Origin of the sequence: Nocardioides marmorisolisilvae, from assembly GCF_031656915.1 — a bacterium.
In the GTDB taxonomy this organism is placed as follows: Bacteria; Actinomycetota; Actinomycetes; order Propionibacteriales; family Nocardioidaceae; genus Marmoricola; species Marmoricola terrisoli.
In genome coordinates this window covers 1,398,670-1,421,273 of record NZ_CP134227.1, presented here as the reverse complement: position 1 = coordinate 1,421,273, position 22,604 = coordinate 1,398,670, and the positions used below count along the sequence as shown (strand labels likewise).

Below are 22,604 nucleotides of genomic sequence, written 5' to 3'. Positions count from 1 at the left end.
TCCGTCGTCCTCGGCACCACCGAGCCCCTCGTCGGGAGTCAGCGTCGACCTCGGCTCGGCGGTGGCGCACTTCCTGGACGCCTATGTGACGGGGGACGGACGGGTGCTCCGACACGACCAGGGTGATGACATCGTCAGCGAGGGGGAGGCCTACGGGATGCTGATTGCCGAGCTCGCCGGACGGCCGGACTCGGTGCGCACGATCTGGTCCTGGACGAAGTCGCACCTCCAGCGCCCCGACAAGCTGCTCAGCTTCCATGCCGACAGCAACGGCGTGGTCCAGGACCACGAGCCGGCCGCCGACGCGGATGTTCTCGCCGCCTTCGCACTGCTGCGGTACGACGGACCGGGTGCCGGCCAGCTGCACCGGGACGGCCGGACGCTGTCCGATGCGGTGCTCGCCCATGAGACGGTCCGGGTGGGTGACGCGCTGGTGCCGGTGGCCGGCACCTGGGCCGTCGGGCCACCGGCGGTGGTGGATCCGTCGTACTGGATGCCCGGTGTCTTCAGCGACCTCGCCCGGCTGACCGGCGACGAGCGGTGGAGCGCGATGGCCGGGGCTACGGTGCGGATCCTCGCGCAGGCGACGCGTGGCGGCACCGTCCTGCCCCCGGACTGGGCCGTGCTCGATGGCGGAGCCCTGCACTCGACGGCGGCGCCGGACGGGTCCGCGCCGGTGCAGTACGGACAGGATGCGGCCCGGCTGCCGCTGTGGCTCGCGGCCGCCTGCGACGGGTCGGCGCGGAAGCTCGCGGCTGCCTGGTGGAGCATCCTCAGTCAGCCGGGCCGGCCGACGGCGCTCGCCCTCGGCACCGACGGCTCGGTCGTCAACGGCAGCCCGAGCCCGGTGTCGATGCTCGCCGCCGCGGCGGCGGCACGCGCTGCCGGCGACACCGCACACGCCTCCGAGCTGACCGGGCAGGCCACGGCCCAGGCACAGACGACGCCGACGTACTACGGCGACGCGTGGGTGGCGCTCGCCGCAGGACTACGCGACGGCGCGCTGGTGCGCTGCCGCTGAGTGGGCGCAGGGCGCCGGGTCAGCTGCCGCTGCCGAGCCCCGCGCCGATCTCGAGGTCGTCCTCGCGCTCGATGCGGTCCAGCTCGTCCAGCTCGGGCTGCACCACCTCGCCGCGGTCCGCGGCTGCCAGGGAGCGATGCACCGTCGAGAGCACCACTCCGGCAGCGACGAGCGCGCCGGCACCGATGACGAAGGGCACGTGGGCGTTGTAGTGCTCGACGAGCTTGCTCGCTGCGAAGGGGGCGAGGCCGCCGCCGATGAAGCGGACGAAGCCGTACGTCGCCGACGCGACCGGCCGCTCGACCGGCGCAATGCTCATCACCGCGGTCGTCACGAGCGTGTTGTTCACACCGATGAAGGCGCCGGAGAGGATCACCGCCACGATCACGGCGACCCGGTTGTCGGGCCAGATCCCGATCACGAGCAGGTCGACCGCCATCAGCGTGAAGTTGCCGTAGAGGGTCCTCGCCGTACCGAAGCGCTCGCGCAGCATCGGCGCACCCCAGATCGCGAAGATCGCCACGAAGATGCCCCATCCGCAGAACACCAGGCCCAGCTGCTGCGGGGAGATCGGCCTCATCAGGAAGGGCGAGTAGCCCAACATCGTGAAGAAGCCCCAGTTGTAGAGCAGGCCGACGACGCTGGTGGTGGCCAGGCTACGGTGCCGAAGGGCCTTGATCGGCTCGCTGATTCTCTCCTTGCGGGCCGGCGGGGGCGTCGCGGGAAGCAGGAAGAAGGTCGCCACCAGCGAGATCGCCATCAGAACGGCCACGCCGTAGAACGGACCGCGCCAGCTCAGGCTGCCCAGCTCGCCTCCGAGGATCGGCCCGGAGGCGATGCCGATGCCCAGCGCCGTCTCGTAGAGGACGATGGCGCCCGCGAAGCCGCTGGTCGCCGAGCTGACGATCACCGAGAGCGAGGTCGCGATGAACAGCGCGTTGCCCAGACCCCAGCCGGCGCGGAAGCCGACGATGCCGTCGATGCTGCCGGCCGACCCGGCCAAGGCAGCGAAGACGACGATGAGGACCAGGCCCACCAGCAGGGTGCGCTTGGCACCGATCCGGCTCGACACCCAGCCGGTGACCAGCATCATCACCGCCGTGACGACCAGGTAGCTGGTGAAGAGCAGCTCCACCTGGCTGGTGCTGGCGTGCAGCTTGCTGGCCAGTGAGGGCAGGATCGGGTCCACCAGGCCGATGCCCATGAACGAGATGACACAGGCGAACGCGACGGCCCAGACAGCCTTCGGTTGCCGGAACGGGCTGGCGGTCGCACCGCCGGTGGTGTGGTTCACGAGATGCCTTCCTGGGCTTCGTCGGGTTCGGGGGCGAGCACGGCACGCATCACCGAGACGGCAATCGCGACGTCCTCGGCGGTGTGCTGACCGTGGGTGGTCAGCCGGTCTGCGACGAGCGCGCCGCTCTGCTTGCGGTAGTCGCCCAGCGTCCGGCGTCCGGACGCGGTCAGGCTGACCAGGGTGCTCCGCGCGTCGTCGGGATGTGGGGCCTTCAGCACCAGGCCCTGCTCGAGCAGGACGTTGACGGTGCCGGACATGGTCGGCTGCGAGCAGCGGTCCATCTCGGCGAGCTGGGTGACCCCGAGCGCGCCGTGTTCGTCGAGCAGCGACAGCACCCGGATGCCGGTCTGCTGAGGAATGGCGCGCCGGATCGCGCGGACCAGGCGGGCCGCATGCGTGACGAGGTCGCTGCCGGCGTCACGGAGCTCGTCTGCACTGTCCACGTCCCGCAATATACATCGGAAACCTATGCAATGGGGACGATTCTCGGTGTGACCTCGCTCATCCCGGCCGGGCTGTGTGGGGACCGGATCAGAACGGGGGCCGGCCCGTGCCCGCGATGCGGAAGCGCCCCCAGGGGTCGACGTCGGACAGCCGGGCCGGTGCGTCGCCGTACGGCGTGCGCAGCACGATCGTGTCGCCAGAGCGGAAGTGGTCCTCGACCCCGCGGTCCGCGGTGATCCGGCCCCACCAGTGGAAGCGACCGTCGATGGGCTCGAAGTGGCCGCGCAGCCGCACCGTCACCTCCACGCCGGACTCATCGGTGACCAGCGTCGCGGGTCCGTCGTACTCCTCGCGGGGCTCGCGCTCAGGCATCGGCTGGCTCCAGTGTCACGCCGTAGTCGGTCGCCATGCCCGAGAACGAGTGCCAGATGAACGACGCGAGGTGGCTCGCGACCACCGACTGGCTCATCGTGCGGCGGCGCAGCCACCACTCCCCGATGGCCAGGCCCTGTCCGACCACGCCGTGAGCCCAGGGCTCGGCCGCGCCGGTGTCTGCCCCGAGCGCCCTGAGCGCGTTGCCCATGCTCCGGGCGAAGGCGGCGGTGAGCATCTCCTTGCCGTCGACGAGCGGGTCGTCCGCGGTGCGGTGCTCGACGAGCAGCAGGAACACCTGAGGGTGCTCGGCGATCAGGGCCAGGTAGTCCTCTGCGCCCTGCTCCACCTTCTCCCGGATGGACCTGTCACTGGCGAGGGTCGGACGGAGTGCGCGGAGCACCTCGGCGGCGCCCCATCGTCCGACGGAGCGGTAGAGGTCGTCCTTGTCGGTGAAGTAGCGGTAGAGGACCGGCTTGCTGACCCCGGCGGCAGCGGCGATGTCGGCGACGCTCGTCGCCGGGCCATGCTCGTCGATGGCGGAGATCGCGGCCATCACCAGCTGCTCGCGACGATGGTCGCGGTGATCGTCCCAACGGGTGCTGCGACCATCGCTGCGGTCATCCTCGGACTCGTCCTTGGACCTGCCGTGGAGACCCTTGACTTCGGGTGCCATGCGAGCAATCCTAGCAGTAAGTGTTACTCCGAGTCACAGACAGTTTGAGGAGGTCGGGCCGATGACGGCGACCGTGCTGACCGGTGCCCGGAGCGAGCCGGGGGCGGAGCCGGGGGATGCGCTCGCCCAGCGACTGTTGAGGTCGTCGGCGAAGCAGTCCTACGACCCCGAAGTGGACATCGACTGGGACGCCCCTCTCGTCGAAGGCCTCTGGGGCATGCAGCCCGAGCGGATGTCGCTCTACGGCACGCCGCTGTGGGAGCGGCTCACCGAGGAGCAGCGGCAGACCCTGTCGTTCCACGAGGTCGCCTCGGTGGCGAGTGTCGGCCTCTGGTTCGAGCTGCTGCTCATGCAGATGATGCTGCGCGACGCCTACGACGACGACCCGACCGGTGCGCACATGCAGTACGCACTCACGGAGGTGGCGGACGAGTGCCGGCACTCCACGATGTTCGGCAAGGCGATCGGTCGCTTCGGGGTCCCGCCGTACGGCCCGCAGCGGCGGATCCATCAACTGGGCAGGCTGTTCAACTACGTCGTCCGAGGGCCGTCGGCGTACGCGTCGATCCTGGTGGCCGAGGAGGTCCTCGACACCTGGCAGCGGGAGGTCGTCGACGACGTGCGGATCCAACCCGTGGTCCGGATGGTGTCGCGGATCCATGTGCTGGAGGAGGCCCGCCACATGAGCTTCGCTCGCGACGAGGTACGACGCCAGCTCGCCGGGCTCTCCGGCTCCAAACTGCTATGGCATCAGACCGTGACCGCGCAGACGTGCTTCATGGTGGCGCGCGCGTTGGTCAACCCGGAGATCTACCGCAGCGTCGGCATCGATCCCGGGGTGGGGCGCCGCGCTGCGCTGGGGAACCCGCACTACCGCGCCACCATGCAGTGGATGGGGGAGAAGCCACTGGCCTTCCTCCGCGAGAACGGCCTGCTGCCGAGGAGCCAGGAGAAGGTCTGGCGCGCCTCGCTGCTGCTGCCCTGAGCAGACCGACCCGATCAGCGCGCCGGCGCGATCCGGCCGATCACCTCACCGAGCGCGATCCGACCGCCCGCAGTACCGGGGGCGGTCGCGCGCAGGGTCACTTCGTCGCCGTCCTCGAGGAACGTGCGGGCAGCGGCGAAGGGCTCGGCGCCACCCCACGACAGCTCGAGGAACGAGCCGCGCTGGTCCCGCTCGTCGCCGCTGATCGTGCCGCTGGCGAACAGGTCACCGCTGCGCAGGCTGGCGCCGTTCACGGTCAGGTGCGCGAGCATCTGCGCGGGTGACCAGTACATCGCGGCGTACGGCGGCCGGCTGACGACCTCCCCGTTGAGGAGAACCTCCAGTGCGATGTCGAGCCCGGCCGGCTCCTCGACCCTCAGGTAGTCCAGCGGTGCGGGGTCCTGCCCGGGCAGGGGTGTCCGGGCGGCGTCCAACGCGGCCAGCGGGGTCACCCAGGCCGAGATCGAGGTCGCGAACGACTTGCCCAGGAACGGCCCGAGGGGGACGTACTCCCAGGCCTGGATGTCGCGCGCGGACCAGTCGTTGAGCAGGGTCACGCCGAAGACGTGCTCGGCGAACGCACCGGTCGCGACGCTGCTGCCGAGCGCGGTCGGGGCCCCGACCACGAAGCCCAGCTCCGCCTCGATGTCGAGACGTCGCGACGGGCCGTAGGTAGGCGCGACCTCGTCGGGGCGCTTGCGCTGGCCGGAGGGCCGGAGCACCGGCGTACCACTCACCACGACGGTGCCGGCCCGACCGTGATAGCCGACCGGCAGGTGCCGCCAGTTCGGCAGCAGCGCGTCGCCGTCGGGGCGGAAGATCCGCCCGACGTTGGTGGCGTGCTGGATCGAGCAGTAGAAGTCGACGTAGTCGGCGACCTCGAACGGCAGGTGCATCGTCACAGCGTCGACGGGCATGAGGTGCGGCTCGGTGCGGGCGCGGTGCACCTCGTTGCCGAGCACCTCGACGAGCCACGTGCGGGCGGCGTCCCAGGCCGGCCGGCCGAGGGCCAGGAACGCGTTGAGCGTCGGTTGCGCCCAGACGGACGCGAGGTCGAGATCGCCTTCACTGGCGCGATCGCGGCCGTATGCCGCCACCGTCGCCACGTCCAGCACGAAGTCGCCGATCCGTACGCCCACGCGTGGGGGCTGGCCCTCGCGCGAGAAGACGCCGTACGGCAGGTTGTCGACGTCGTACGGCGAGCCGGCGGCGCCGGACACCCACGTGGTCGCGACGGCGTTCATGCGTGCACCAGCCCGAGCTCGACCAGGTCGTCGTGGGGCTCGAGGACGCTGCAGCTGCCGAACGAGGTGAACCACCTCCTGGTACGGGTCATCGCGTCCGGGTCGAGCCCGTCCAGCAGCGACTCGGCATCGGTCGCCTCGAGCACCGCGACCGTGTCCTCGCCGTCGAGGTTGGCGCGGGTCGCGCGCAGGACGTTGAGGAACCCGTGCTGCCAGGGCTCGGTCCCGTCGGGAAGCGCGGCCCGCTGGCGCACAGCGTGATGCAGCCCGGCGGTGCACTTGAACGGCAGCTCGCGGTCGAGAGCGGCCCCGATGCAGCTCGACAGCTCCGCGGACGTGGGGAAGTCGTCAGCGTGCACGCCGCCGGTGCGGAACTTCAGTCGGACCTCGCGGGTAGCCAGCTCGTCGAGCGCCGCCAGCCAGCCCGCGGTCGGCGAGCCGTGCACCCGAGGTGGCTCGACGTACAGGTCGACGTCCTCGAGCTCCGTGTCCAGCGCGTCGACCGCAGCCAACACCCGCTGGGCGTTGTGGGCGAGATCCTCCTCGTCGCGCAGCGCGAACTCGAGCGCTTCGAGGTGCAGTCCCTCGGCGCGGGTCGCCCACCGGACCGCTCCCTCGATCGCTCCGGCGCCGCCGGTCACGACGAGGTTGAGGCGCAACGGGTCCCTCGCAGCGACCAGGTCCACCAGCTCCGGCAGCTTCACGTCACTGACGACGAAACCGCCGACCAGGCCGCCGTGCGGCTCGGGACGTCGGGCGAGGTAGTCCTCGACGGCGCGGTCGAGCGGGGCGTTGCCCGGGGGAAAGATCGCGGCGTCGTCGATGATCTCGCTGAGGAACTCCGGCGTGCCCGGAGTGTCGGACGAAGAGCCTCCTGCGGCATTCATGTTGCGAGGCTAGATCATGCCGGGCAGGGTGGAGGTGTGGCCTACTACCGGCGTGTGGGAGAGGTGCCGCCGACGCGGCACACCGCTTTTCGGGACGATGCGGGCAACCTCCGCTTCGAGGAGCTGATGGGGGAGGAGGGCTTCTCCTCCGACTCCTCGCTGCTCTACCACACCGGGGTGCCGTCCGCGATCACCGACAGCCAGCCCTGGGAGCTCCCCGACCTGGCCACCACGGCGAACCATCCCCTCAAGCCGCGGCACCTGCGGCTGCACGAGGTGCCGGCGGGTGGCGACCCGGTGACCGGTCGCCGGCTGGTGTTGGGCAACGGCGACGTACGCCTGTGCTACGTCGTCACCGACGCGCCGTCCCCGCTCTATCGCAACGCTGTCGGCGACGAGTGCGTGTTCGTCGAGGCCGGGACCGGCACGGTCGAGACCGTCTTCGGTGCCCTCGACTACCGTCCGGGCGACTACGTGCTGATCCCGCGGGCGACCACGCACCGCTGGGTGCCCTCGGACGTCGACGGCGAGGTCTCGAGGCTCTATGTGATCGAGGCGAACGGCCACATCGCCCCGCCGAAGCGGTACCTGTCCCGTTTCGGCCAGTTCCTCGAGCACGCCCCCTACTGCGAACGCGACCTGCACGGACCGGCCACGCCGTTGCTCGAGCAGGGCAGCGAGGTGGAGGTACTGGTCAAGCATCGGGGCACCGGGCAGCACTCTCAGGGCGGGTTGGTGGGCAGCCGGCTCACCTACGCCACTCACCCCTTCGACGTGGTCGGCTGGGACGGCTGCCTCTACCCGTACACGTTCAACGTCGAGGACTTCTGTCCGATCACCGGCAAGATCCACCAGCCGCCGCCGGTGCACCAGGTCTTCGAGGGATCGAACTTCGTGGTGTGCAACTTCCTGCCCCGCAAGGTCGACTACCACGAGGGCTCGATCCCGGTGCCCTACTACCACTCGAACGTCGACTCCGATGAGGTGATGTTCTACGTCGGCGGCGACTACGAGGCCCGCAAGGGCTCGGGCATCAACCTGGGCTCGATCTCGCTGCACCCGGGCGGGTTCGCGCACGGGCCGCAGCCGTCCGCGGTGGAGGCCTCCATCGGGGTGGAGTTCTTCGACGAGACCGCGGTCATGGTGGACACGTTCCGTCCGCTGGAGCTTGGCGAGGCCGCGCTCGCGACCGAGGACCCGGCGTACGCGTGGACCTGGGCCGGCCGTGGCCCGGGTAGCGACAGCCCGGCGATGTTCTCCAACAGCTGATGTCGACCTGGATCGTCTTCCAGCGGGCGGTGAACGTCGGCGGCCGCAAGTACCCGATGGCGGAGCTCCGCCAGATGCTGACCGAGGCGGGGTACGGCGACGTCGCCACCCACATCCAGACCGGCAACATCCGACTGACCTCGCCGCTGCGCTCGCAGGCGAGGCTGGAGAAGGACCTCGAGGCACTCTTCGAAGCGGACCGTGGGTTCGACGTTGGCACCGTGGCGATGGCGCCGGCCGAGCTGGGCGCCGTCGCCGCCGAGGCGGACGAGGTCGTCGCCGAGCTCGGTGCTCCGGAGTTCGGCCACTACGTCGAGCTGTTGCGCTCGCCCCCGTCGGCGGAGGCCACCGCAGTGATCGAGGAGCCTCGCCACCCCGGCCAGCGCGCCGTGGTCCGAGGACGGGCCGTGCACCTGCTCTTCGACCTCCCCTTCCACCAGGCCAAACCACCCAGCGCCGCCGTCAAGCGCGCTCTGGGCGTCTCCACCAACCGCAATGTCACGGTGGTGCGCGCACTGGTCCAGAAGTGGTGCTGACCATGAGACGGAGTGGCACCTTCGCCGTGTGGGCCGCGCCCGCACCACCATCGTCGAGCGCAGGTGAGGACCGCCATGAGCGCGCTGGAGATCAGTGAGGACGCCGGTGTCCTCCGGCTGCGTCTGAACCGCCCCGACCAGTTCAACGCGCTGACCGGTGAGATGGTCGTCGCGCTGGTGGACCGGCTGCACCGGGCCACCGCCGAGGAAGCCGTCCGGGTGGTGCTGGTCACCGGCACCGGCGCGGCGTTCAGCGCGGGCGCGGACCTCGAGGGAGCAGACCCGGCTGCGAAGTACGACGCGGGCTCGGTGGACGGCGCCGCGGTGATGGTCGACGCGGTCATCGGCTGCGACAAGCCCGTGGTCTGTGGGCTCAACGGCGTAGCGGCCGGGGTCGGCATGTCGCTGGCCCTGGCCTGTGACCTGGTCGTCGCGACGGAGTCTGCGGCTCTCACGCTCGCCTTCGCACGGGTCGGCCTGATGCCGGACGGCGGCGCGACCGCCACCCTCGCTGCGTCGGTCGGACGTGCCCGCGCGATGCGGCTGGCCCTCACCTCCGACATGCTCAGTGCGGCCGAGGCGTACGACGCCGGCCTGGTCACCCACGTCTTCCCCGACACGGAGTACGCCGATCAGCTGGAGCGGATCCTGCAGCGGCTCGCCAGCGGCCCACCGCTGGCCTTCGCAGCCACCAAGCGGGCGATCAACGCCGCGACCCTGGACCGGCTGTCGGAGGCTCACGCCCAAGAGCGTCGGGGGCAGTCGGTGCTGCTCCGGACCAAGGACGCCGGCGAGGGGATGCGGGCGTTCCTGGAGAAGCGGCGTCCGGACTTCCGGGGCCGCTGAGCCTCAACCCAGGACAACGCCGGCGGACTCCATCTCGGTGAGCGCGGCAGCGGTCGTCTCCGGCGCCACGCCCGCGCACAGCTCCAGCAGCAGCGTCGTGGCGAAGCCCTCACGCACGGCGTCCAGTGCGGTGGCGCGCACGCAGTGGTCGGTGGCGATGCCGCACACGTCGACGGTGTCGACCTGGTGCCGGTGCAACCAGTCGGCCAGGCCGGTGCCGTCGAGGCAGGTGCCCTCGAAACCGGAGTAGGCGGCCGCGTGCTCCCCCTTGAGGAACACCGCGTCGAAGGGCTGCGGGTCGAGGTTGGGATGGAAGGCCTCACCGTCGGTGCCGACCCGGCAGTGCACCGGCCAGGACGTCACGAAGTCGGGCTCACGTGACCAGTGGTCCCCCGGGTCGACATGATGGTCCTTGGTCGCCACCACGACGTCGTACGGCGGCGCCTTCGGATCCTGTCGGGTCCAGTGGTGCAGCAGCTCCGCGATCCGGCTGGCGGCCCGGGCGCCGCCGGTGACAGGCAGCGAGCCGCCCTCGCAGAAGTCGTTCTGCACGTCGACCACGATCAGACCGCGAGCCATGGCCGCAAGGCTACTCGGAGGCGACCCGGACCGCTCGGAGCGAGAGTCCGGCCGGCAGGGGAGGACCCCGGATCGCCGGGGCAGTCCGACCTTTGGTGAAATGACGGACATGCGTGCGGGCATGGGGACAGAGGTGCGGCGCGTCTATCTGCACGTGGGGACGCCCAAGAGCGGCACCACCCACCTGCAGCGGCGGCTGCGTCGCAATGCCGAGACGCTCCGTGCCCACGGCGTGGGGATTCCGCGCAATCCACGGCGCGCGCGGGGGATCGACGCGAGCTTCCGGGCGGCCCTCGACCTCACCGGGCAGGACTTCGGCGGCCCGCCGGGGCACGCCCGCGGGGCATGGGCTCGCGCGGTACGACAGTCGCGGCGCCAGCGGGTGACGGTGATCAGCCACGAGCTGCTGGCCACCGCGGACGCCGACGTGATCCGCCGCGCGCGGGCAGACCTGGCGGACGCGGAGCTGCACGTGGTGGTGACCGCCCGCGACCCGGCCCGGGCGCTCCCGGCGGCCTGGCAGGAGAGCGTGAAGCAGGGGCGCCGGCTCACCTACCGGCAGTTCCTCGACCGGGCACGCGAGGGCGAGGTCTGGTTGGCCCGTGCGATGGATGTCGACGCCGTGCTGGAGTCGTGGGGCGCCGACCTCCCAGCCGACCGGTTGCACCTGGTCACGCTGCCTCGACCGGGCGCGGACCGGGACCTGCTCTGGCAGCGGTTCTGCGACGCCCTCGGTATCGACCCGGACTCGGGGCCGCTGCCGGCCGACCGGTCCAACGAGTCGCTCGGCATCGCCGAGACCCAGCTGCTGCGCCGGGTGAACCGGCGGCACGGGCGCCGTAACCCCGAGGCCCATCGGCTGCTCAAGTACGTCGTCGCCGAAGGTGCTCTGAGCCTGCGCGACTCGATGCCGATCCTGCTGCCGCCGGAGGACCACGCCTGGGTGGCCGAGCTGGCCGAACGGTGGATCGGCTGGGTCCGGGAACGTGGAGTGCCGGTCTCCGGCGATCTCGACGACCTGCGCCCGCGCCCGACGCAGGGCGAGTGGCGCGACCCCGACGAGCCGGTGCCCGCCGAGGTGGCTGGGGCGGCCGTGGACGCCCTCGCGGCGACCATCGCCGAGGTCAGCAGGCCGCCGGTACCCGATCGCCCGATGGTCCGGCTGCGGGCGGGTGTGCACGCCCGGTGGCGATCCCTGCGGCGCCGTTGACGGTGCGTCGTTGAGGGCGAGTCCTCAGGCGCGCTGGTGCGGCAGCTCCACCGGGATCGCCGGATCGCCCTTCTGCAGCTGCCGGCCACGCATGGGGAGCTCGGCGACGCTGCGCGCACGTCGCGCGCGTGCCCGCTCGAGTGGTTCGGCGCTGACGGTCTCGCCACCCCTGACCAGAGGGACGAGGAGCAGGCGCTCGCCGGTGGTGATCGGCGCATCGTCGTGCGCGGCTGCGGGTGGCGCCCCGACTGCGATCACCTCGGCCTCGGCGACGCCGTCCACGACCCGTCGGAGCGCGTGCTTGCGACCACCCAGGGATTCCTTGTCCTTGCTCTTCTTGGCCACATCGACCCAGCGACCGGAGTCGTCCTGGTGCGCGACCAGCTTGTAGACGAAGCCGCAGGTCGGGTGCCCGCTCCCGGTGACCAGCTGGGTGCCGACGCCGTAGCTGTCCACCGGGGCCGCCGCGAGAGCCGCGATGGCGTACTCGTCGAGGTCGGAGGTCACCACGATGCGGGTCCCCGTGGCACCGAGGGAGTCCAGCTGGGTGCGCACCTGCTGGGCGAGCACGCCGAGGTCACCGGAGTCCAGCCGTACCGCACCGAGCTCCGGGCCGGCGAGCTCGACGCCGAGGGCGACCGCCTCGGCCACGTCGTAGGTGTCGACCAGCAGCGTGGTGCCCCTGCCCAACGAGCGGATCTGGGCGCGGAACGCATCGGTCTCCGTGTCGTGGAGCAGGGTGAAGCTGTGCGCGCTGGTGCCCGCTGTAGGGATGCCGTGACGGCGCCCGGCCTCGAGGTTGGAGGTGGTCGCGAAGCCGGCGACGTACGCCGCACGAGCGCACGCGACGGCCGCCTCCTCATGGGTGCGACGCGAGCCCATCTCGATGCACGGCCGGTCACCGGCGGCGACGATCATCCGTGAGGCCGCCGAGGCGATCGCCGAGTCGTGGTTGAGGATGGACAGGACCAGGGTCTCCAGCAGCACGGCCTCGGCGAAGCTGGACTCGACCACGAGGACCGGTGAGTGCGGGAAGTAGGTTTCGCCCTCCGGGTAGCCCCAGACGTCCCCGGAGAACCGGTAGGAGGCCAGGAAGTCCAGGGTGGTCTCGTCGACCACCTGGTGCGCGCGCAGCCACTCCAGCTCCTCGGGACCGAACCGGAACCGCTCGATCGCATCGAGGACACGACCGATGCCCGCCACCACGCCGTACCGCCGCCCGCCGGGCAGCCGGCGCGCGAAGAGCTCGAACACCGAGCGGCGCGAGGCGGCGCCGGACTCCAGCGACGCCTGCAGCATGGTCAGCTCGTAGTGGTCGGTCAACATGGCCGTCGAGGTCATGACCGGGAGCCTACGCAGTACGCCCGCCGCTCCAGCCGCCGATTACGCTGGAGTCCATGTCCACGAGTCCGGTCGAGCTCGACGAGCCGCAGCTCGACGATGTCACCATGCTCGCCAAGCCGTGGGTCACGATCGTGTGGAACGACCCGGTCAACCTGATGTCCTACGTGACCTTCGTGTTCTGCAAGTACTTCGGCTACGCGCGAGCCAAGGCCGAGAAGCTGATGCTGGAGGTCCATCACGACGGCAAGTCCGTGGTCTCGACCGGCAGCCGCGAGGAGATGGAGCGTGACGTGCAGGCCATGCATGAGTACGGCCTGTGGGCGACGATGCAGAAGGCCGACGCGTAGAGGCATGGTCCGATGAGCTCAGGCTTCACCCGGCACCGCCGTACCGGTGCGTGCGCGGCGACGTTCTCGGTCTTCGAGGCCGACCTGCTCCGCTCACTGGCGGCACAGCTGATCGAGTTGCTGCGCAACGAGGAGGCGACACCGGCCAAAACCGACGATCTCGAGGACCTCCTGGACTTCTCGGGCCCGACCACCGAGCCGGAGGATCCGGTGCTGGCCAGGCTGTTCCCCACCGCCTACCCGGATGACGACGAGGCGGCCGCTGACTTCCGCCGCTTCACCGAGAGCAGGCTGCGCAACGGCAAGGCGGAGGCAGCGGCCAGCGTCATCGACGCTCTGGAGGAGGCGGGCCTGCCCGCCGAGCCCGAGGACGGGCTGTTCATCGACGTGGAGCTCGCCGAGCCCGACGCACTGTCCTGGCTGCGCAGCTTCACCGACATGCGGCTCGCGATCGCCACCAGGCTGGAGATCGAGGACGAGGACGAGGACTTCTGGGACTCGCTCCCCGACGACGACCCGCGGGCACAGGTGCACGACATCTACCTCTGGCTGGGCTACTTGCAGGAGACCCTGGTCGAGGCGGCCTCCTAGGCTGCTTGCCTCCTCCGCGGTTGGCGCGGCGGCGGAAGAACGGGAGAACTTCCCGTCGCGTCCCTCTTGTGACGTAGGTCATGCTCGTGCGACCGTGCTGGGCACGCAACATCTCTCATCTCGGAGGAACTCGTGTTCACACTGCCCAGACGCGCCCGGACGGTCTCGATCGTCGCCGCATCCGTCGCCGCCACCGTCAGCCTCACCCTCACCGGGTCGGCCCTCGCATCGACCGGCCACACCCACCAGCCGCACGCCGTACCGGCGCCGCCGGCGCAGCCCACCTCGGCGGACCAGATCCAGAACGTCGACCAGGTCAAGACGGCCATCAAGGCCTACTACGGCGACACCAAGACGACGACGCCAGCACCGGGCGACCCGGGCGTCACCCTGCACCAGTTCTCCCCGGACGGCGCCTACGCGGCAGAGACCTCACAGATCGCCGACCGCGCTCGTGCGTACCTGCGCAAGGAGGCGCACCTCGCCGCGAAGCAGCCCCAGCGGCAGTCGACCAAGCCCGCGATCCTCTTCGACGTCGACGACACCACGTTGAACACCTACAGCTACGAGATCTACAGCAACTTCGTCTACAACCCGGCCACCAATGCGAGCTTCGTCAACGCCGGTTCGGCGACGGTCTTCCCGGCCGTGCCGGGGATGCCGCAGCTCGAGGCCGCCGCGGTCAAGCACGGTTACACGGTGTTCTTCCTGACCGGCCGGCCGGCCAGCCAGCTGGACGGGACCGAGGCGAACCTCACCGATGCCGGCTACACGTGGGACGGCGGCAACATCTACCTCAAGGACCAGACCAAGCCGTGGCTCTCGTCCTGCGCGCCGACGTGCACCACGATCCAGTACAAGTCGCTGACCCGGAAGTACATCGAGTCGCAGGGCTACGACATCGTGGCGAACTTCGGTGACCAGTTCAGCGACCTCAAGGGCGGGTACGCCGACAAGACCTTCAAGATCCCGAACCCGATGTACTACCTGCCCTAGCCGGCGAGCCGCGGATCTGAGCTGACCGTCGGCCCTGGAGCCACCGCCTTCCGCGTGGTGGTCCCGGGGCCGGCGCCTGCCCGCGGCTCACCTAACCTTGGGTCCATGCTGACCATCAGCCAGGACATCGTCGACGAGATCGTCGCGCACGCTCGCCGGGACCACCCGGACGAGGCCTGTGGCATCGTCGCCGGACCTGAGGGCAGCGATCGTCCGGAGCGGTTCGTGCCGATGACCAATGCGGCGGGCAGTCCGACGTTCTACGAGTTCGACTCCTCGGAGCTGCTGGCGCTCTACAAGCAGATGTGGGCCGACGGCGAGGAGCCCGTCGTGATCTACCACTCGCACACCGCCACCGAGGCCCACCCCAGCCGCACCGACATCGGCCTCGCCAACGAGCCCGGCGCCCACTATGTGCTGGTCTCCACACGCGAGCACGGGAATAGCGACGGGCCGGTGGAGTTCAGGTCCTACAGAATCATCGACGGCGAGGTGACCGAGGAAGAGGTCATCGTCACCACCACAGACCAGGAGAGCTGACATGGCCATCGAGGTCCGCATCCCGACCATCCTGCGCACCTACACCGGGGGCGACAAGGCGGTCGACGCTTCCGGCGACACGCTGGCCGCACTGATCGACGACCTGGAGGCGAACCACCCGGGCATCAAGGAGCGCCTGCTCGAGGCGGGCGAGGTGCGTCGCTTCGTCAACGTCTACGTCAACGACGAGGACGTCCGGTTCACCGGGGCCCTGGAGACCCAGCTCAGCGACGGTGACCAGGTGGTCATCCTGCCTGCGGTCGCCGGCGGATGAGGTTCGAGAGCCTGCTCGACACCGTCGGCGGTACGCCGCTGGTGGGGCTGCCGCGGCTCTCGCCGGGCACCCAGCCCAACGGCGCGGAGGTGCGCCTCTGGGCGAAGCTGGAGGACCAGAACCCCACCGGGTCGATCAAGGACCGTGCCGCACTCTGGATGATCGCGCAGGGCGAGAAGGAGGGGCTGCTCCGACCCGGCTGCACGATCCTCGAGCCGACCAGCGGGAACACCGGGATCTCGCTGGCGATGGCCGCCAAGCTGCGCGGCTACCGGATGGTGTGCGTGATGCCGGAGAACACCTCCGAGGAGCGCCGGCAGCTGCTGCGGATGTGGGGCGCGGAGATCATCTCCAGCCCGGCCGCGGGCGGTTCCAACGAGGCGGTGCGGGTCGCCAAGCAGGTGGCCGAGGAGCATCCCGACTGGGTGATGCTCTACCAGTACGGCAATCCCGCGAACGCGCTGTCGCACTACGAGGGGACCGGCCCGGAGATCCTCGCCGACCTGCCCGGCGTGACGCACTTCGTCGCCGGGCTCGGCACCACCGGCACACTGATGGGAGCCGGCCGGTTCTTCCGCGAGCACAAGCCCGATGTGCGCATCGTCGCCGCCGAGCCGCGGTATGGCGAGCTGGTCTACGGCCTGCGCAACCTCGATGAGGGCTTCGTGCCCGAGCTGTACGACGCCTCACTGATCGACGCGCGGTTCTCGGTGGGCCCGCGCGACGCCGTACGCCGAGTGCGCGAGCTGCTCGAGAACGAGGGGATCTTCGCCGGCATCTCCACCGGTGCGATCCTGCACGCCGCGCTCGCCCAGGCCGCGAAGTCGGTCCGGGCCGGTGAGCGCGCCGACATCGTGTTCGTGGTCGCCGACGGTGGCTGGAAGTACCTCTCGACCGGAGCCTACGAGGGGACGGTCGAGGAGGCCGAGGAGCGGCTCGAGGGGCAGCTGTGGGCCTGAGGTCCGTCGTGCGGACAGCGGCGGCCGGCCGATGACGTTCGTCCAGGCAGTCGTCGGGGCGTTGTGCGCGCTGGCCGCCGTCGTGATCGTCGTGCAGATGGTTCGCAACCGCCCGCCGGGAAACCTCGGCGACGGGCTGCTGGCCCTCATCGAGGTGGGCCTCGTGGTGCAGCTGGGGGTGGGCATCGTGCGCGTCGGCCACGCACCGCCAGGTGTCTCGGTGGTGACGTACGTCGGCTACTTGATCGGCTCGTTGCTGATCCTCCCGGCCGCGTGGATCTGGGCGCAGGCCGAGCGGAGCCGCAGCGGCCTCGGCGTTCTCCTCGTCGGCCTGGCCGTGGTGCCGTTCCTGTTCCTCCGGCTGCACCAGGTGTGGAACGTTGGCTGAGCGCCGCCCGGGTCGGCTGCGCACGGGAGCCGGCATGCTCAACCGGAACTTCGGTCGGATCCTGGTCTTCGTGTACGGCGTGCTGGCGCTGAGCGCGACCGGGCGGGCATCGGTGCAGCTGGTGACCAAGGCGTCGAAGGCTCCGCTGGCCTACTCGCTCTCGGCGGTCGCCGCGGTGATCTACATCCTCGCGACCTGGGCGCTGGGCACCAACCGGAAGCCGATGGCGGTCGCGGTGGTGACCGTGGAGTTCTTCGGCGTGCTGGTCGTCGGCGCCACCCACTCGTCCTCCGTACCCCTGGACAAGCAGACGGTGTGGACGGACTTCGGCAGCAACTATGGCTACGTGCCGCTGCTGCTGCCGTTCGTGGTCATCTGGTGGCTGTGGCACAACCGCGGGACAGCCACCAGCAACTGACCGCTCGGCCGTCCAGCGGCGGGTCTCGGCGGAGGCCCGGTGAGGTGATGTGTCGTGGATGACAGCCTGCGGGGCCTCGGGCAACTAGCCTGCATTCATGGCAGCGGCACCGATCGGCATCTTCGACTCGGGCTTCGGGGGTCTCACCGTGGTCCGGGCCGTGATCGACCAGCTCCCGCACGAGCCGATCGTCTACCTCGGGGACACCGCACGGCAGCCCTACGGCTCCAAGCCGATCGGCGAGGTGCGGGAGTACGCCCTGGAATGCCTGGACCGCTTGGTCGCCGAGGGTGTGAAGATGCTCGTGATCGCCTGCAACTCCGCGAGCGCTGCGATGCTGCGCGACGCGCGTGAGCGGTACGACGTGCCGGTGGTCGAGGTGATCCTGCCGGCCACCCGGCGCGCGGTCGCGGCCAGCCGGACAGGGCGCATCGGTGTGATCTGCACGCGCGCGACGGCGGAGTCGCTTGCCTACGACGACGCGTTCGCGGCCGCCCCGCACGTTGAGCTGACCACTCGCGCGTGCCCGCGCTTCGTCGAGTTCGTCGAGGCCGGTGTCACCAGCGGGCCCGAGCTGCTCGACGCCGCCCACGAGTACCTCGACCCCCTGGTCGGAGCGGGTGTGGACACCCTGATCCTCGGCTGCACGCACTACCCGCTGCTGACCGGGATCATCTCCTACGTCGTCGGCGACCAGGTCACCCTGGTCTCCAGCGCCGAGGAGTGCGCCAAGGAGGTCTATCGGGTGCTCGCCGAGCGCGGCGAGATGGGCGACGAGTCCGCGCCGGTCCACACGTTCCTCACCACCGGCCAGCCCGAGGAGTTCGCCCGCATCGGCCAGCGCTTCCTCGGTCCGGAGCTCGCCGGGGTCGCCCAGTACACCGGGGGTCCCGTCAGCAGCAGCCGGTACGTGGACGGTGGCGCCGCTGCCGGACCGGTGGCCGTCCAGTGAGGCTCACCGTCGTCGGCTGCTCGGGCTCCTACCCGGGACCGGACTCGCCGGCGAGCTGCTACCTGCTCGAGCAGGAGCACCTCGGTCGCACGTGGCGCCTGGTCCTCGACCTGGGCAACGGAGCGCTCGGCGCGCTGCACCGGTACGCCGACCCGCTGACCATCGACGCGGTGCTGCTCAGCCACCTGCACGCGGACCACTGCATCGACCTGACGAGCTACTACGTGCTCCGCAAATATCATCCGGCCGGCTCCAGCCCGCCGATCCCTGTCTACGGCCCGGACGGCACGCCGGGACGCCTCGCCCGTGCCTACGACCTGCCGAAGTCGCCGGGGATGACCGAGGAGTTCACCTTCCACCACTATCCGGACGCGACGGTCACGATCGGTCCTTTCGCGGTCCGAGCCGTCGAGGTCAAGCACCCGGTGCCGGCGTACGCCCTGCGGATCAGTGCGGGCGGCCGCACGCTCGCCTACTCCGGCGACACCGGCGTCTGCGCAGGCGTGCGTGAGGCAGCCGCGCACAGCAACCTGTTCCTCTGCGAGGCGTCGTTCGTCGAGGGCGAGGACAACCCGCCCGACCTGCACCTGACCGGCGCCGAGGCCGGCCGGATCGGCACCGATGCCGGCGTTGATCGGTTGGTGCTCACGCACGTCCCGCCGTGGCACGACGCCGGCGTCATGCTCGCCGAGGCCAAGGGGACCTATGCCGGCCCGCTGGAGCTGGCGGCCCCGGGGCGCAGCTACGAGATCTGACCCGTCACCCCTCGCGGGCGTCGTGCACGCACAGCGCGACCTGGACGCGGTTCTCGACCCCCAGTTTGCTGAACACCCGACCCACGTGCGCCTTGACGGTGGGCACACTCAGGAACAGCTCGGCGGCGACCTCGGCGTTGCTGAGCCCACGGCCGACCGCGTCCGCGATCTCGCGCTCCCGCTCGGTGAGGGCAGCGAGTCGCTGCCGCGCCACAGCCGAGCGATCCGGTGCGCCGTGGCCGGCGACCTTCTCGATGAGCCGGGAGAGCACGGCAGGCGACAGCATCGGCTCACCGGCCGCGACGCGGCGGATCGCCTCGACGATGTCCACCGGCGCAGTGTCCTTGAGCAGGAACCCGTGCGCCCCGGCGCGCAACGCCCGCAGCACGTGGTCGTCGGCCCCGAAGGTGGTCAGCACGATGACCTTCGGCGGTGCCGTCGCCGCCAGCATCCGGCCGGTGGCCTCGATCCCGTCGAGGACCGGCATCCGGATGTCCATCAGCACGACATCGGGCGATGCGACGGCGACCACGTCGAGGGCGGCTTGGCCGTTCTCGGCCTGGCCCACGACGGCCAGGTCGTCGGCGCCGCCGAGGATCAGCGCGAGGCCGCTGCGCACCAGCGGGTCGTCGTCGACGAGGACCACCCGGATGGGTGCGCCTGGCGCGCTGGTTCCATCGGTGCTCAGGTCGGCCACGGCAGCCATCCCTCGAGAGCGAACGTGCTCCCGTCGTCACGGACGTCGAGGCGGCCGCCGGCGAGCTCGGCGCGCTCCCGCATGCCGACCAGCCCGAGGCCTGAACCCTCTGCCGAGGGCGCCAGTCGTGTGCGGTTGTTGCGCACCGCCACCGTGAGCCCCTCGCCGAGGGCACCGCACACGCCGATCTCGACCGCAGCGCCGGGCGCGTGCTTGCGTGCGTTGGTCAGCGCCTCCTGGACGATGCGGTACACCGTCCGGCCCGTGCTCTCCGGCACGGCCCGCAGGTCGAGGAGCGCGTCGTCCAGCCTGACGGTCATCCCCGACGTGGTCGCCTCCGCGATCAGGTCGCGCAGGTCGACCAGGGTGGGCTGCGGCCGCATCGGCTCGTCCTCGCGCAGGGTGCCGAGGATGGTGCGCAGGTCGCTGAGTGCTTCGTGGGCCTTGCCGGAGATGATCTCGGCCGTCTCCCGGACCTGCTCGGGGCTCAGGTCCGTGCGGTAGGCGAGCGCGCCGGCGTGCATGGTGACCAGGGAGATCCGGTGGGCCAGCACGTCGTGCATCTCCCGTGCGATCCGCTCCCGCTCCAGGGCGCGGGCCTGCCCCACCTGCAGCTGCTGCTGCTGCTCCGCCTGCTCGGCCCGCTCGCGCAGCGACCAGACCAGCTCGCGCCGGGACCCGACGTACATCCCGGTGGCCATCATGGCGATGGTGAACACGACTGCGAAGGCCAGGTCCACCCACCACGGGCCGTCGGTGGCCCAGGGCTCGAGCGCGTTCATCGCGATGGACCCGGCGACCCCGACCACGCCGACGGTGATGATCTTGGGCAGGTCACGACGGGTCGCCAGCGACACCGCGGCCAGGGTCGCCGGTCCGGAGCACGACGCGGACAGCACGCCGAAGGCGGCACCGAGGAGGGCCACCGGCATCGGCCAGCGGCGACGGTACGGCGCCAGCGACAGGGAGACCGCGCCCAGACCGAGGTCGATCCAGAGCAGGACGGGGTCGTGCCGCCACTCGCGGAGTGCGACCTGTGACCAGACCAGACCCGAGATGGCCAGTGCGAGCGCGAACCGCCAAACGTTCTGCCACCGGGTCAGCGGCAGGTTGTACTGCTCGGGCGTGGGCTGCTGCACGCAGGAAACCCTAGGCCCCCGTGCGTGCGGGGTACCACTGGCGGAGGTCGGGGATGCCCCCTACCCAGGTATAGGGCGAAATCAGTCCTTTGCCTGATGTGCGCGCACGTGCGGTCCGAAAGACTTCGGACCATGATCAAGCTCGAGAACGTCTCCAAGAAGTACGGCGCATTCACCGCCGTCGACGGCGTCTCGTTCGTGGCACAGCCGGGGCGGGTGACCGGGTTCCTGGGGCCGAACGGGGCGGGCAAGTCGACGAGCATGCGGATCATGGCCGGCCTGACTCCGCCCGACGCTGGGTCGGCCACCATCGGTGGGCTGCGCTACCACGACATCCCCAACCCCGGCCGGCACGTGGGGGTCCTGCTGGACGCCTCCGCGCAGCACGCAGGCCGCACCGGCCGCGAGGTCCTCGCGCTCAGCGCGCTCACGATGGGCCTGCCCGACTCACGGGTCGACGAGATGCTCGCGATGGTCGGGCTCACCGAGGCCGAGTCCAAGCGGCGGGTGAAGAACTACTCGCTGGGCATGCGCCAGCGGCTGGGCATCGCCGCGTCTTTGATGGGCGACCCGTCGGTGCTGATCCTCGACGAGCCGGCCAACGGCCTCGACCCGGCCGGCATCCGCTGGATGCGCGGCCTGCTGCGCAGCTACGCCGCCGAGGGGGGCACGGTGCTGCTGTCGTCCCACCTGCTCCACGAAGTGGAGATGATCGCCGACGACATGGTGCTCATCGGGCGCGGCCGGATCGTCGCGCAGGGCACCAAGCAGGAGCTGCTCCAGACCAAGGGCACGTTCGTGCGCGCGCTCGACACCGAGCTCCTCGCCAAGGCGCTCGACAGCGCCGGTGTGACCGCGGTCCCCTCAGGGGACGGCCTGCGCGCCGAGGTCGACCCGGTCGAGGTGGGCCGTGCCGCGGCCGCTGCCGACGTCGTACTCACCGAGCTCCGGCCCGCCGACGGCGCCGGCCTGGAGGAGCTCTTCTTGCAACTCACCGCCGACGACGCCCGCGAGGACGTCGCGATCACCCAGGGAGCACACGCATGAGCGCCCAGACCCTCGTTCCTCCGTCCGCACCCACGCTCGACGTCACGGGCACTCCGCGGATCCCGATGGCCAGGCTGGTCCGCGTCGAGGTGCGCAAGATGTACGACACCCGCGCCGGCCAGTGGTTGCTGATCGCGATCGGCGCCATCTCGGTGCTGGTCACCGCCGGATTCTTCATCTGGGGCAAGTCCAGTGATCGCACCTTCCTGTCGCTGATGTCCTTCGGCGGGATCCCGCTGGCGATGCTGCTCCCGGTGCTCGGCATCCTGCTGGTGACCCAGGAGTGGGGCCAGCGGACCGCGCTCGTGACGTTCACCCACGTGCCGCACCGCCGCAGGGTGCTCGGCGCCAAGGTCGCCGCGGCCCTCGGGTTCGCGCTCGCCGCGTTGATCGCCATCGCCGTGGTCGCCGCCGTGCTGGTGCCGTTCGGGGGCGCGTCCCACCCGTTCCAGGACGTCTCGGTCGGTCTGATGCTCCGCGTCCTCCTCGGGGTCGAGATCGGCGTGATGTGGGGCCTCGCGTTCGGCTCAGCGCTGCTCAACTCTGCCTTCGCGATCGTCGCCTACTACCTGGTCCCGACCGTCCTCAGCATCGTCGGCGGGATCTGGGCATCCGTCGGGGACAAGCTGGTCTGGATCGACCTCAACCAGGCCACCAGCCACCTCTATGAGAAGCAGATGACCGGCGACGACTGGGGACAGCTGATCGTCGGGTTCCTGGTCTGGATCGGGATCCCCGCGGTCGTCGGCACCTGGCGGGTGCTGCGCTCGGAGGTCAAGTAGCAACGATCC

At 70.6% G+C, this 22,604-nt stretch carries 28 protein-coding genes; 18 read left to right on the top strand and 10 right to left on the bottom strand.

Annotated features, from left to right (window positions below):
- The first annotated feature begins 61 nt into the window (after window positions 1-61).
- Window positions 62-1,021: a glycosyl hydrolase family 8 gene (locus Q9R13_RS06820; RefSeq protein WP_310964313.1), complete on the top strand. Its 960-nt coding sequence runs from the start codon at window positions 62-64 to the stop codon at window positions 1,019-1,021.
- A 19-nt stretch (window positions 1,022-1,040) separates the two neighbouring features.
- On the opposite strand, the gene Q9R13_RS06815 is transcribed toward Q9R13_RS06820, so the two are convergent.
- From Q9R13_RS06815 to Q9R13_RS06800, 4 genes are all read right to left on the bottom strand, one after another.
- A complete protein-coding gene (locus Q9R13_RS06815; RefSeq protein WP_310964312.1) occupies window positions 1,041-2,315 on the bottom strand; it encodes an MFS transporter in 1,275 nt (424 codons plus the stop codon).
- Window positions 2,312-2,761, bottom strand: coding sequence for a MarR family winged helix-turn-helix transcriptional regulator (locus Q9R13_RS06810; RefSeq protein ID WP_310964311.1), 450 nt, complete (start codon window positions 2,759-2,761; stop codon window positions 2,312-2,314). Before Q9R13_RS06810 ends, Q9R13_RS06815 begins: the two co-directional genes overlap by 4 nt.
- An 88-nt stretch (window positions 2,762-2,849) precedes the next feature.
- Window positions 2,850-3,134, bottom strand: a complete 285-nt coding sequence (locus tag Q9R13_RS06805) for a DUF4873 domain-containing protein (RefSeq protein WP_310964310.1) — start codon at window positions 3,132-3,134, stop codon at window positions 2,850-2,852.
- On the bottom strand, window positions 3,127-3,810 hold the full coding sequence (locus Q9R13_RS06800; RefSeq protein WP_310964309.1) for a TetR/AcrR family transcriptional regulator: 684 nt from the start codon (window positions 3,808-3,810) through the stop codon (window positions 3,127-3,129). Before Q9R13_RS06800 ends, Q9R13_RS06805 begins: the two co-directional genes overlap by 8 nt.
- A 61-nt stretch (window positions 3,811-3,871) precedes the next feature.
- On the opposite strand from Q9R13_RS06800, the gene Q9R13_RS06795 reads away from it, so the two are divergent.
- Window positions 3,872-4,795 carry an AurF N-oxygenase family protein gene (locus tag Q9R13_RS06795; protein WP_310964308.1) on the top strand — a complete coding sequence of 308 codons (924 nt, stop codon included), beginning with the start codon at window positions 3,872-3,874 and terminating at the stop codon, window positions 4,793-4,795.
- A 14-nt stretch (window positions 4,796-4,809) separates the two neighbouring features.
- Here Q9R13_RS06795 and fahA read toward each other — a convergent pair whose 3' ends face one another.
- Both fahA and Q9R13_RS06785 read right to left on the bottom strand, forming a co-directional pair.
- Window positions 4,810-6,039, bottom strand: a complete 1,230-nt coding sequence (gene fahA, locus Q9R13_RS06790; RefSeq protein WP_310964307.1) for a fumarylacetoacetase — start codon at window positions 6,037-6,039, stop codon at window positions 4,810-4,812.
- Window positions 6,036-6,926, bottom strand: a complete 891-nt coding sequence (locus tag Q9R13_RS06785) for a hypothetical protein (protein ID WP_310964306.1) — start codon at window positions 6,924-6,926, stop codon at window positions 6,036-6,038. The genes fahA and Q9R13_RS06785 overlap by 4 nt, the downstream gene beginning before the upstream one ends.
- Window positions 6,927-6,962: 36 nt before the next feature.
- Here Q9R13_RS06785 and Q9R13_RS06780 point away from each other — a divergent pair, with 36 nt between their 5' ends.
- The 3 genes from Q9R13_RS06780 (at window position 6,963) to Q9R13_RS06770 (ending at window position 9,577) form a co-directional block, all read left to right on the top strand.
- A complete protein-coding gene (locus tag Q9R13_RS06780; protein WP_310964304.1) occupies window positions 6,963-8,195 on the top strand; it encodes a homogentisate 1,2-dioxygenase in 1,233 nt (410 codons plus the stop codon).
- Window positions 8,195-8,731 (top strand): DUF1697 domain-containing protein, encoded by a 537-nt coding sequence (locus tag Q9R13_RS06775; RefSeq protein WP_310964303.1) that lies wholly within the window; start codon window positions 8,195-8,197, stop codon window positions 8,729-8,731. Before Q9R13_RS06780 ends, Q9R13_RS06775 begins: the two co-directional genes overlap by 1 nt.
- A gap of 75 nt (window positions 8,732-8,806) precedes the next feature.
- On the top strand, window positions 8,807-9,577 hold the full coding sequence (locus tag Q9R13_RS06770) for an enoyl-CoA hydratase (protein ID WP_310964302.1): 771 nt from the start codon (window positions 8,807-8,809) through the stop codon (window positions 9,575-9,577).
- Between the two features lie 3 nt (window positions 9,578-9,580).
- Here Q9R13_RS06770 and Q9R13_RS06765 read toward each other — a convergent pair whose 3' ends face one another.
- On the bottom strand, window positions 9,581-10,156 hold the full coding sequence (locus tag Q9R13_RS06765) for an isochorismatase family protein (protein WP_310964301.1): 576 nt from the start codon (window positions 10,154-10,156) through the stop codon (window positions 9,581-9,583).
- A gap of 100 nt (window positions 10,157-10,256) precedes the next feature.
- On the opposite strand from Q9R13_RS06765, the gene Q9R13_RS06760 reads away from it, so the two are divergent.
- Window positions 10,257-11,366 (top strand): hypothetical protein, encoded by a 1,110-nt coding sequence (locus tag Q9R13_RS06760; RefSeq protein ID WP_310964300.1) that lies wholly within the window; start codon window positions 10,257-10,259, stop codon window positions 11,364-11,366.
- 24 nt (window positions 11,367-11,390) lie between these two features.
- Here Q9R13_RS06760 and Q9R13_RS06755 read toward each other — a convergent pair whose 3' ends face one another.
- Window positions 11,391-12,707, bottom strand: a complete 1,317-nt coding sequence (locus Q9R13_RS06755; protein WP_310964299.1) for a nicotinate phosphoribosyltransferase — start codon at window positions 12,705-12,707, stop codon at window positions 11,391-11,393.
- 56 nt (window positions 12,708-12,763) lie between these two features.
- Between Q9R13_RS06755 and clpS the strand changes: the two genes are divergently transcribed.
- The 10 genes from clpS to Q9R13_RS06705 all read left to right on the top strand — a co-directional run bounded on the left by clpS (window position 12,764) and on the right by Q9R13_RS06705 (window position 18,930).
- Window positions 12,764-13,057, top strand: coding sequence for an ATP-dependent Clp protease adapter ClpS (gene clpS, locus Q9R13_RS06750; RefSeq protein ID WP_310964298.1), 294 nt, complete (start codon window positions 12,764-12,766; stop codon window positions 13,055-13,057).
- A 12-nt stretch (window positions 13,058-13,069) separates the two neighbouring features.
- The gene (locus tag Q9R13_RS06745; RefSeq protein ID WP_310964297.1) at window positions 13,070-13,648 is read left to right on the top strand and encodes a DUF2017 domain-containing protein; all 579 of its coding nucleotides are present in this window, start codon (window positions 13,070-13,072) and stop codon (window positions 13,646-13,648) included.
- Window positions 13,649-13,780: 132 nt separating this feature from the next.
- Window positions 13,781-14,644, top strand: a complete 864-nt coding sequence (locus Q9R13_RS06740; RefSeq protein ID WP_310964296.1) for an HAD family acid phosphatase — start codon at window positions 13,781-13,783, stop codon at window positions 14,642-14,644.
- Window positions 14,645-14,749: 105 nt separating this feature from the next.
- Complete coding sequence (locus Q9R13_RS06735; protein ID WP_310964295.1) at window positions 14,750-15,184, top strand: M67 family metallopeptidase; 435 nt, start codon at window positions 14,750-14,752, stop codon at window positions 15,182-15,184.
- Between the two features lies 1 nt (window position 15,185).
- On the top strand, window positions 15,186-15,458 hold the full coding sequence (locus Q9R13_RS06730) for a MoaD family protein (protein WP_310964294.1): 273 nt from the start codon (window positions 15,186-15,188) through the stop codon (window positions 15,456-15,458).
- On the top strand, window positions 15,455-16,417 hold the full coding sequence (locus Q9R13_RS06725; protein WP_310964293.1) for a PLP-dependent cysteine synthase family protein: 963 nt from the start codon (window positions 15,455-15,457) through the stop codon (window positions 16,415-16,417). Before Q9R13_RS06730 ends, Q9R13_RS06725 begins: the two co-directional genes overlap by 4 nt.
- A 31-nt stretch (window positions 16,418-16,448) precedes the next feature.
- On the top strand, window positions 16,449-16,805 hold the full coding sequence (locus Q9R13_RS06720) for a hypothetical protein (RefSeq protein WP_310964292.1): 357 nt from the start codon (window positions 16,449-16,451) through the stop codon (window positions 16,803-16,805).
- A complete protein-coding gene (locus Q9R13_RS06715) occupies window positions 16,798-17,223 on the top strand; it encodes a hypothetical protein (protein WP_310964290.1) in 426 nt (141 codons plus the stop codon). Before Q9R13_RS06720 ends, Q9R13_RS06715 begins: the two co-directional genes overlap by 8 nt.
- Before the next feature lie 97 nt (window positions 17,224-17,320).
- Window positions 17,321-18,175 carry a glutamate racemase gene (murI, locus tag Q9R13_RS06710; protein ID WP_310964289.1) on the top strand — a complete coding sequence of 285 codons (855 nt, stop codon included), beginning with the start codon at window positions 17,321-17,323 and terminating at the stop codon, window positions 18,173-18,175.
- Window positions 18,172-18,930: an MBL fold metallo-hydrolase gene (locus Q9R13_RS06705; RefSeq protein WP_310964288.1), complete on the top strand. Its 759-nt coding sequence runs from the start codon at window positions 18,172-18,174 to the stop codon at window positions 18,928-18,930. Before murI ends, Q9R13_RS06705 begins: the two co-directional genes overlap by 4 nt.
- A gap of 4 nt (window positions 18,931-18,934) precedes the next feature.
- On the opposite strand, the gene Q9R13_RS06700 is transcribed toward Q9R13_RS06705, so the two are convergent.
- Window positions 18,935-19,627 (bottom strand): response regulator transcription factor, encoded by a 693-nt coding sequence (locus tag Q9R13_RS06700; protein WP_310964287.1) that lies wholly within the window; start codon window positions 19,625-19,627, stop codon window positions 18,935-18,937.
- Window positions 19,615-20,766, bottom strand: a complete 1,152-nt coding sequence (locus Q9R13_RS06695) for a sensor histidine kinase (protein ID WP_310964286.1) — start codon at window positions 20,764-20,766, stop codon at window positions 19,615-19,617. The genes Q9R13_RS06700 and Q9R13_RS06695 overlap by 13 nt, the downstream gene beginning before the upstream one ends.
- A 132-nt stretch (window positions 20,767-20,898) precedes the next feature.
- On the opposite strand from Q9R13_RS06695, the gene Q9R13_RS06690 reads away from it, so the two are divergent.
- Window positions 20,899-21,813 (top strand): ABC transporter ATP-binding protein, encoded by a 915-nt coding sequence (locus Q9R13_RS06690; protein WP_310964285.1) that lies wholly within the window; start codon window positions 20,899-20,901, stop codon window positions 21,811-21,813.
- Entirely contained in the window at window positions 21,810-22,595 is a 786-nt protein-coding gene (locus Q9R13_RS06685) for a hypothetical protein (RefSeq protein WP_310964284.1), read from the top strand. Before Q9R13_RS06690 ends, Q9R13_RS06685 begins: the two co-directional genes overlap by 4 nt.
- Window positions 22,596-22,604: the final 9 nt, after the last annotated feature.

What these genes read in the sequence shown, in the direction of transcription:
- Q9R13_RS06805 (WP_310964310.1), bottom strand. Translation starts at nt 3,134, where the DNA reads ATGCCTGAGCGCGAGCCCCGCGAGGAGTACGACGGACCCGCGACGCTG.
- Q9R13_RS06800 (WP_310964309.1), bottom strand. Translation starts at nt 3,810, where the DNA reads ATGGCACCCGAAGTCAAGGGTCTCCACGGCAGGTCCAAGGACGAGTCC.
- Q9R13_RS06795 (WP_310964308.1), top strand. Translation starts at nt 3,872, where the DNA reads ATGACGGCGACCGTGCTGACCGGTGCCCGGAGCGAGCCGGGGGCGGAG.
- fahA (WP_310964307.1), bottom strand. Translation starts at nt 6,039, where the DNA reads ATGAACGCCGTCGCGACCACGTGGGTGTCCGGCGCCGCCGGCTCGCCG.
- Q9R13_RS06785 (WP_310964306.1), bottom strand. Translation starts at nt 6,926, where the DNA reads ATGAATGCCGCAGGAGGCTCTTCGTCCGACACTCCGGGCACGCCGGAG.
- Q9R13_RS06775 (WP_310964303.1), top strand. Translation starts at nt 8,195, where the DNA reads ATGTCGACCTGGATCGTCTTCCAGCGGGCGGTGAACGTCGGCGGCCGC.
- Q9R13_RS06770 (WP_310964302.1), top strand. Translation starts at nt 8,807, where the DNA reads ATGAGCGCGCTGGAGATCAGTGAGGACGCCGGTGTCCTCCGGCTGCGT.
- Q9R13_RS06765 (WP_310964301.1), bottom strand. Translation starts at nt 10,156, where the DNA reads ATGGCTCGCGGTCTGATCGTGGTCGACGTGCAGAACGACTTCTGCGAG.
- Q9R13_RS06760 (WP_310964300.1), top strand. Translation starts at nt 10,257, where the DNA reads ATGACGGACATGCGTGCGGGCATGGGGACAGAGGTGCGGCGCGTCTAT.
- Q9R13_RS06755 (WP_310964299.1), bottom strand. Translation starts at nt 12,707, where the DNA reads ATGACCTCGACGGCCATGTTGACCGACCACTACGAGCTGACCATGCTG.
- clpS (WP_310964298.1), top strand. Translation starts at nt 12,764, where the DNA reads ATGTCCACGAGTCCGGTCGAGCTCGACGAGCCGCAGCTCGACGATGTC.
- Q9R13_RS06745 (WP_310964297.1), top strand. Translation starts at nt 13,070, where the DNA reads ATGAGCTCAGGCTTCACCCGGCACCGCCGTACCGGTGCGTGCGCGGCG.
- Q9R13_RS06735 (WP_310964295.1), top strand. Translation starts at nt 14,750, where the DNA reads ATGCTGACCATCAGCCAGGACATCGTCGACGAGATCGTCGCGCACGCT.
- Q9R13_RS06730 (WP_310964294.1), top strand. Translation starts at nt 15,186, where the DNA reads ATGGCCATCGAGGTCCGCATCCCGACCATCCTGCGCACCTACACCGGG.
- Q9R13_RS06725 (WP_310964293.1), top strand. Translation starts at nt 15,455, where the DNA reads ATGAGGTTCGAGAGCCTGCTCGACACCGTCGGCGGTACGCCGCTGGTG.
- Q9R13_RS06720 (WP_310964292.1), top strand. Translation starts at nt 16,449, where the DNA reads ATGACGTTCGTCCAGGCAGTCGTCGGGGCGTTGTGCGCGCTGGCCGCC.
- murI (WP_310964289.1), top strand. Translation starts at nt 17,321, where the DNA reads ATGGCAGCGGCACCGATCGGCATCTTCGACTCGGGCTTCGGGGGTCTC.
- Q9R13_RS06690 (WP_310964285.1), top strand. Translation starts at nt 20,899, where the DNA reads ATGATCAAGCTCGAGAACGTCTCCAAGAAGTACGGCGCATTCACCGCC.
- Q9R13_RS06685 (WP_310964284.1), top strand. Translation starts at nt 21,810, where the DNA reads ATGAGCGCCCAGACCCTCGTTCCTCCGTCCGCACCCACGCTCGACGTC.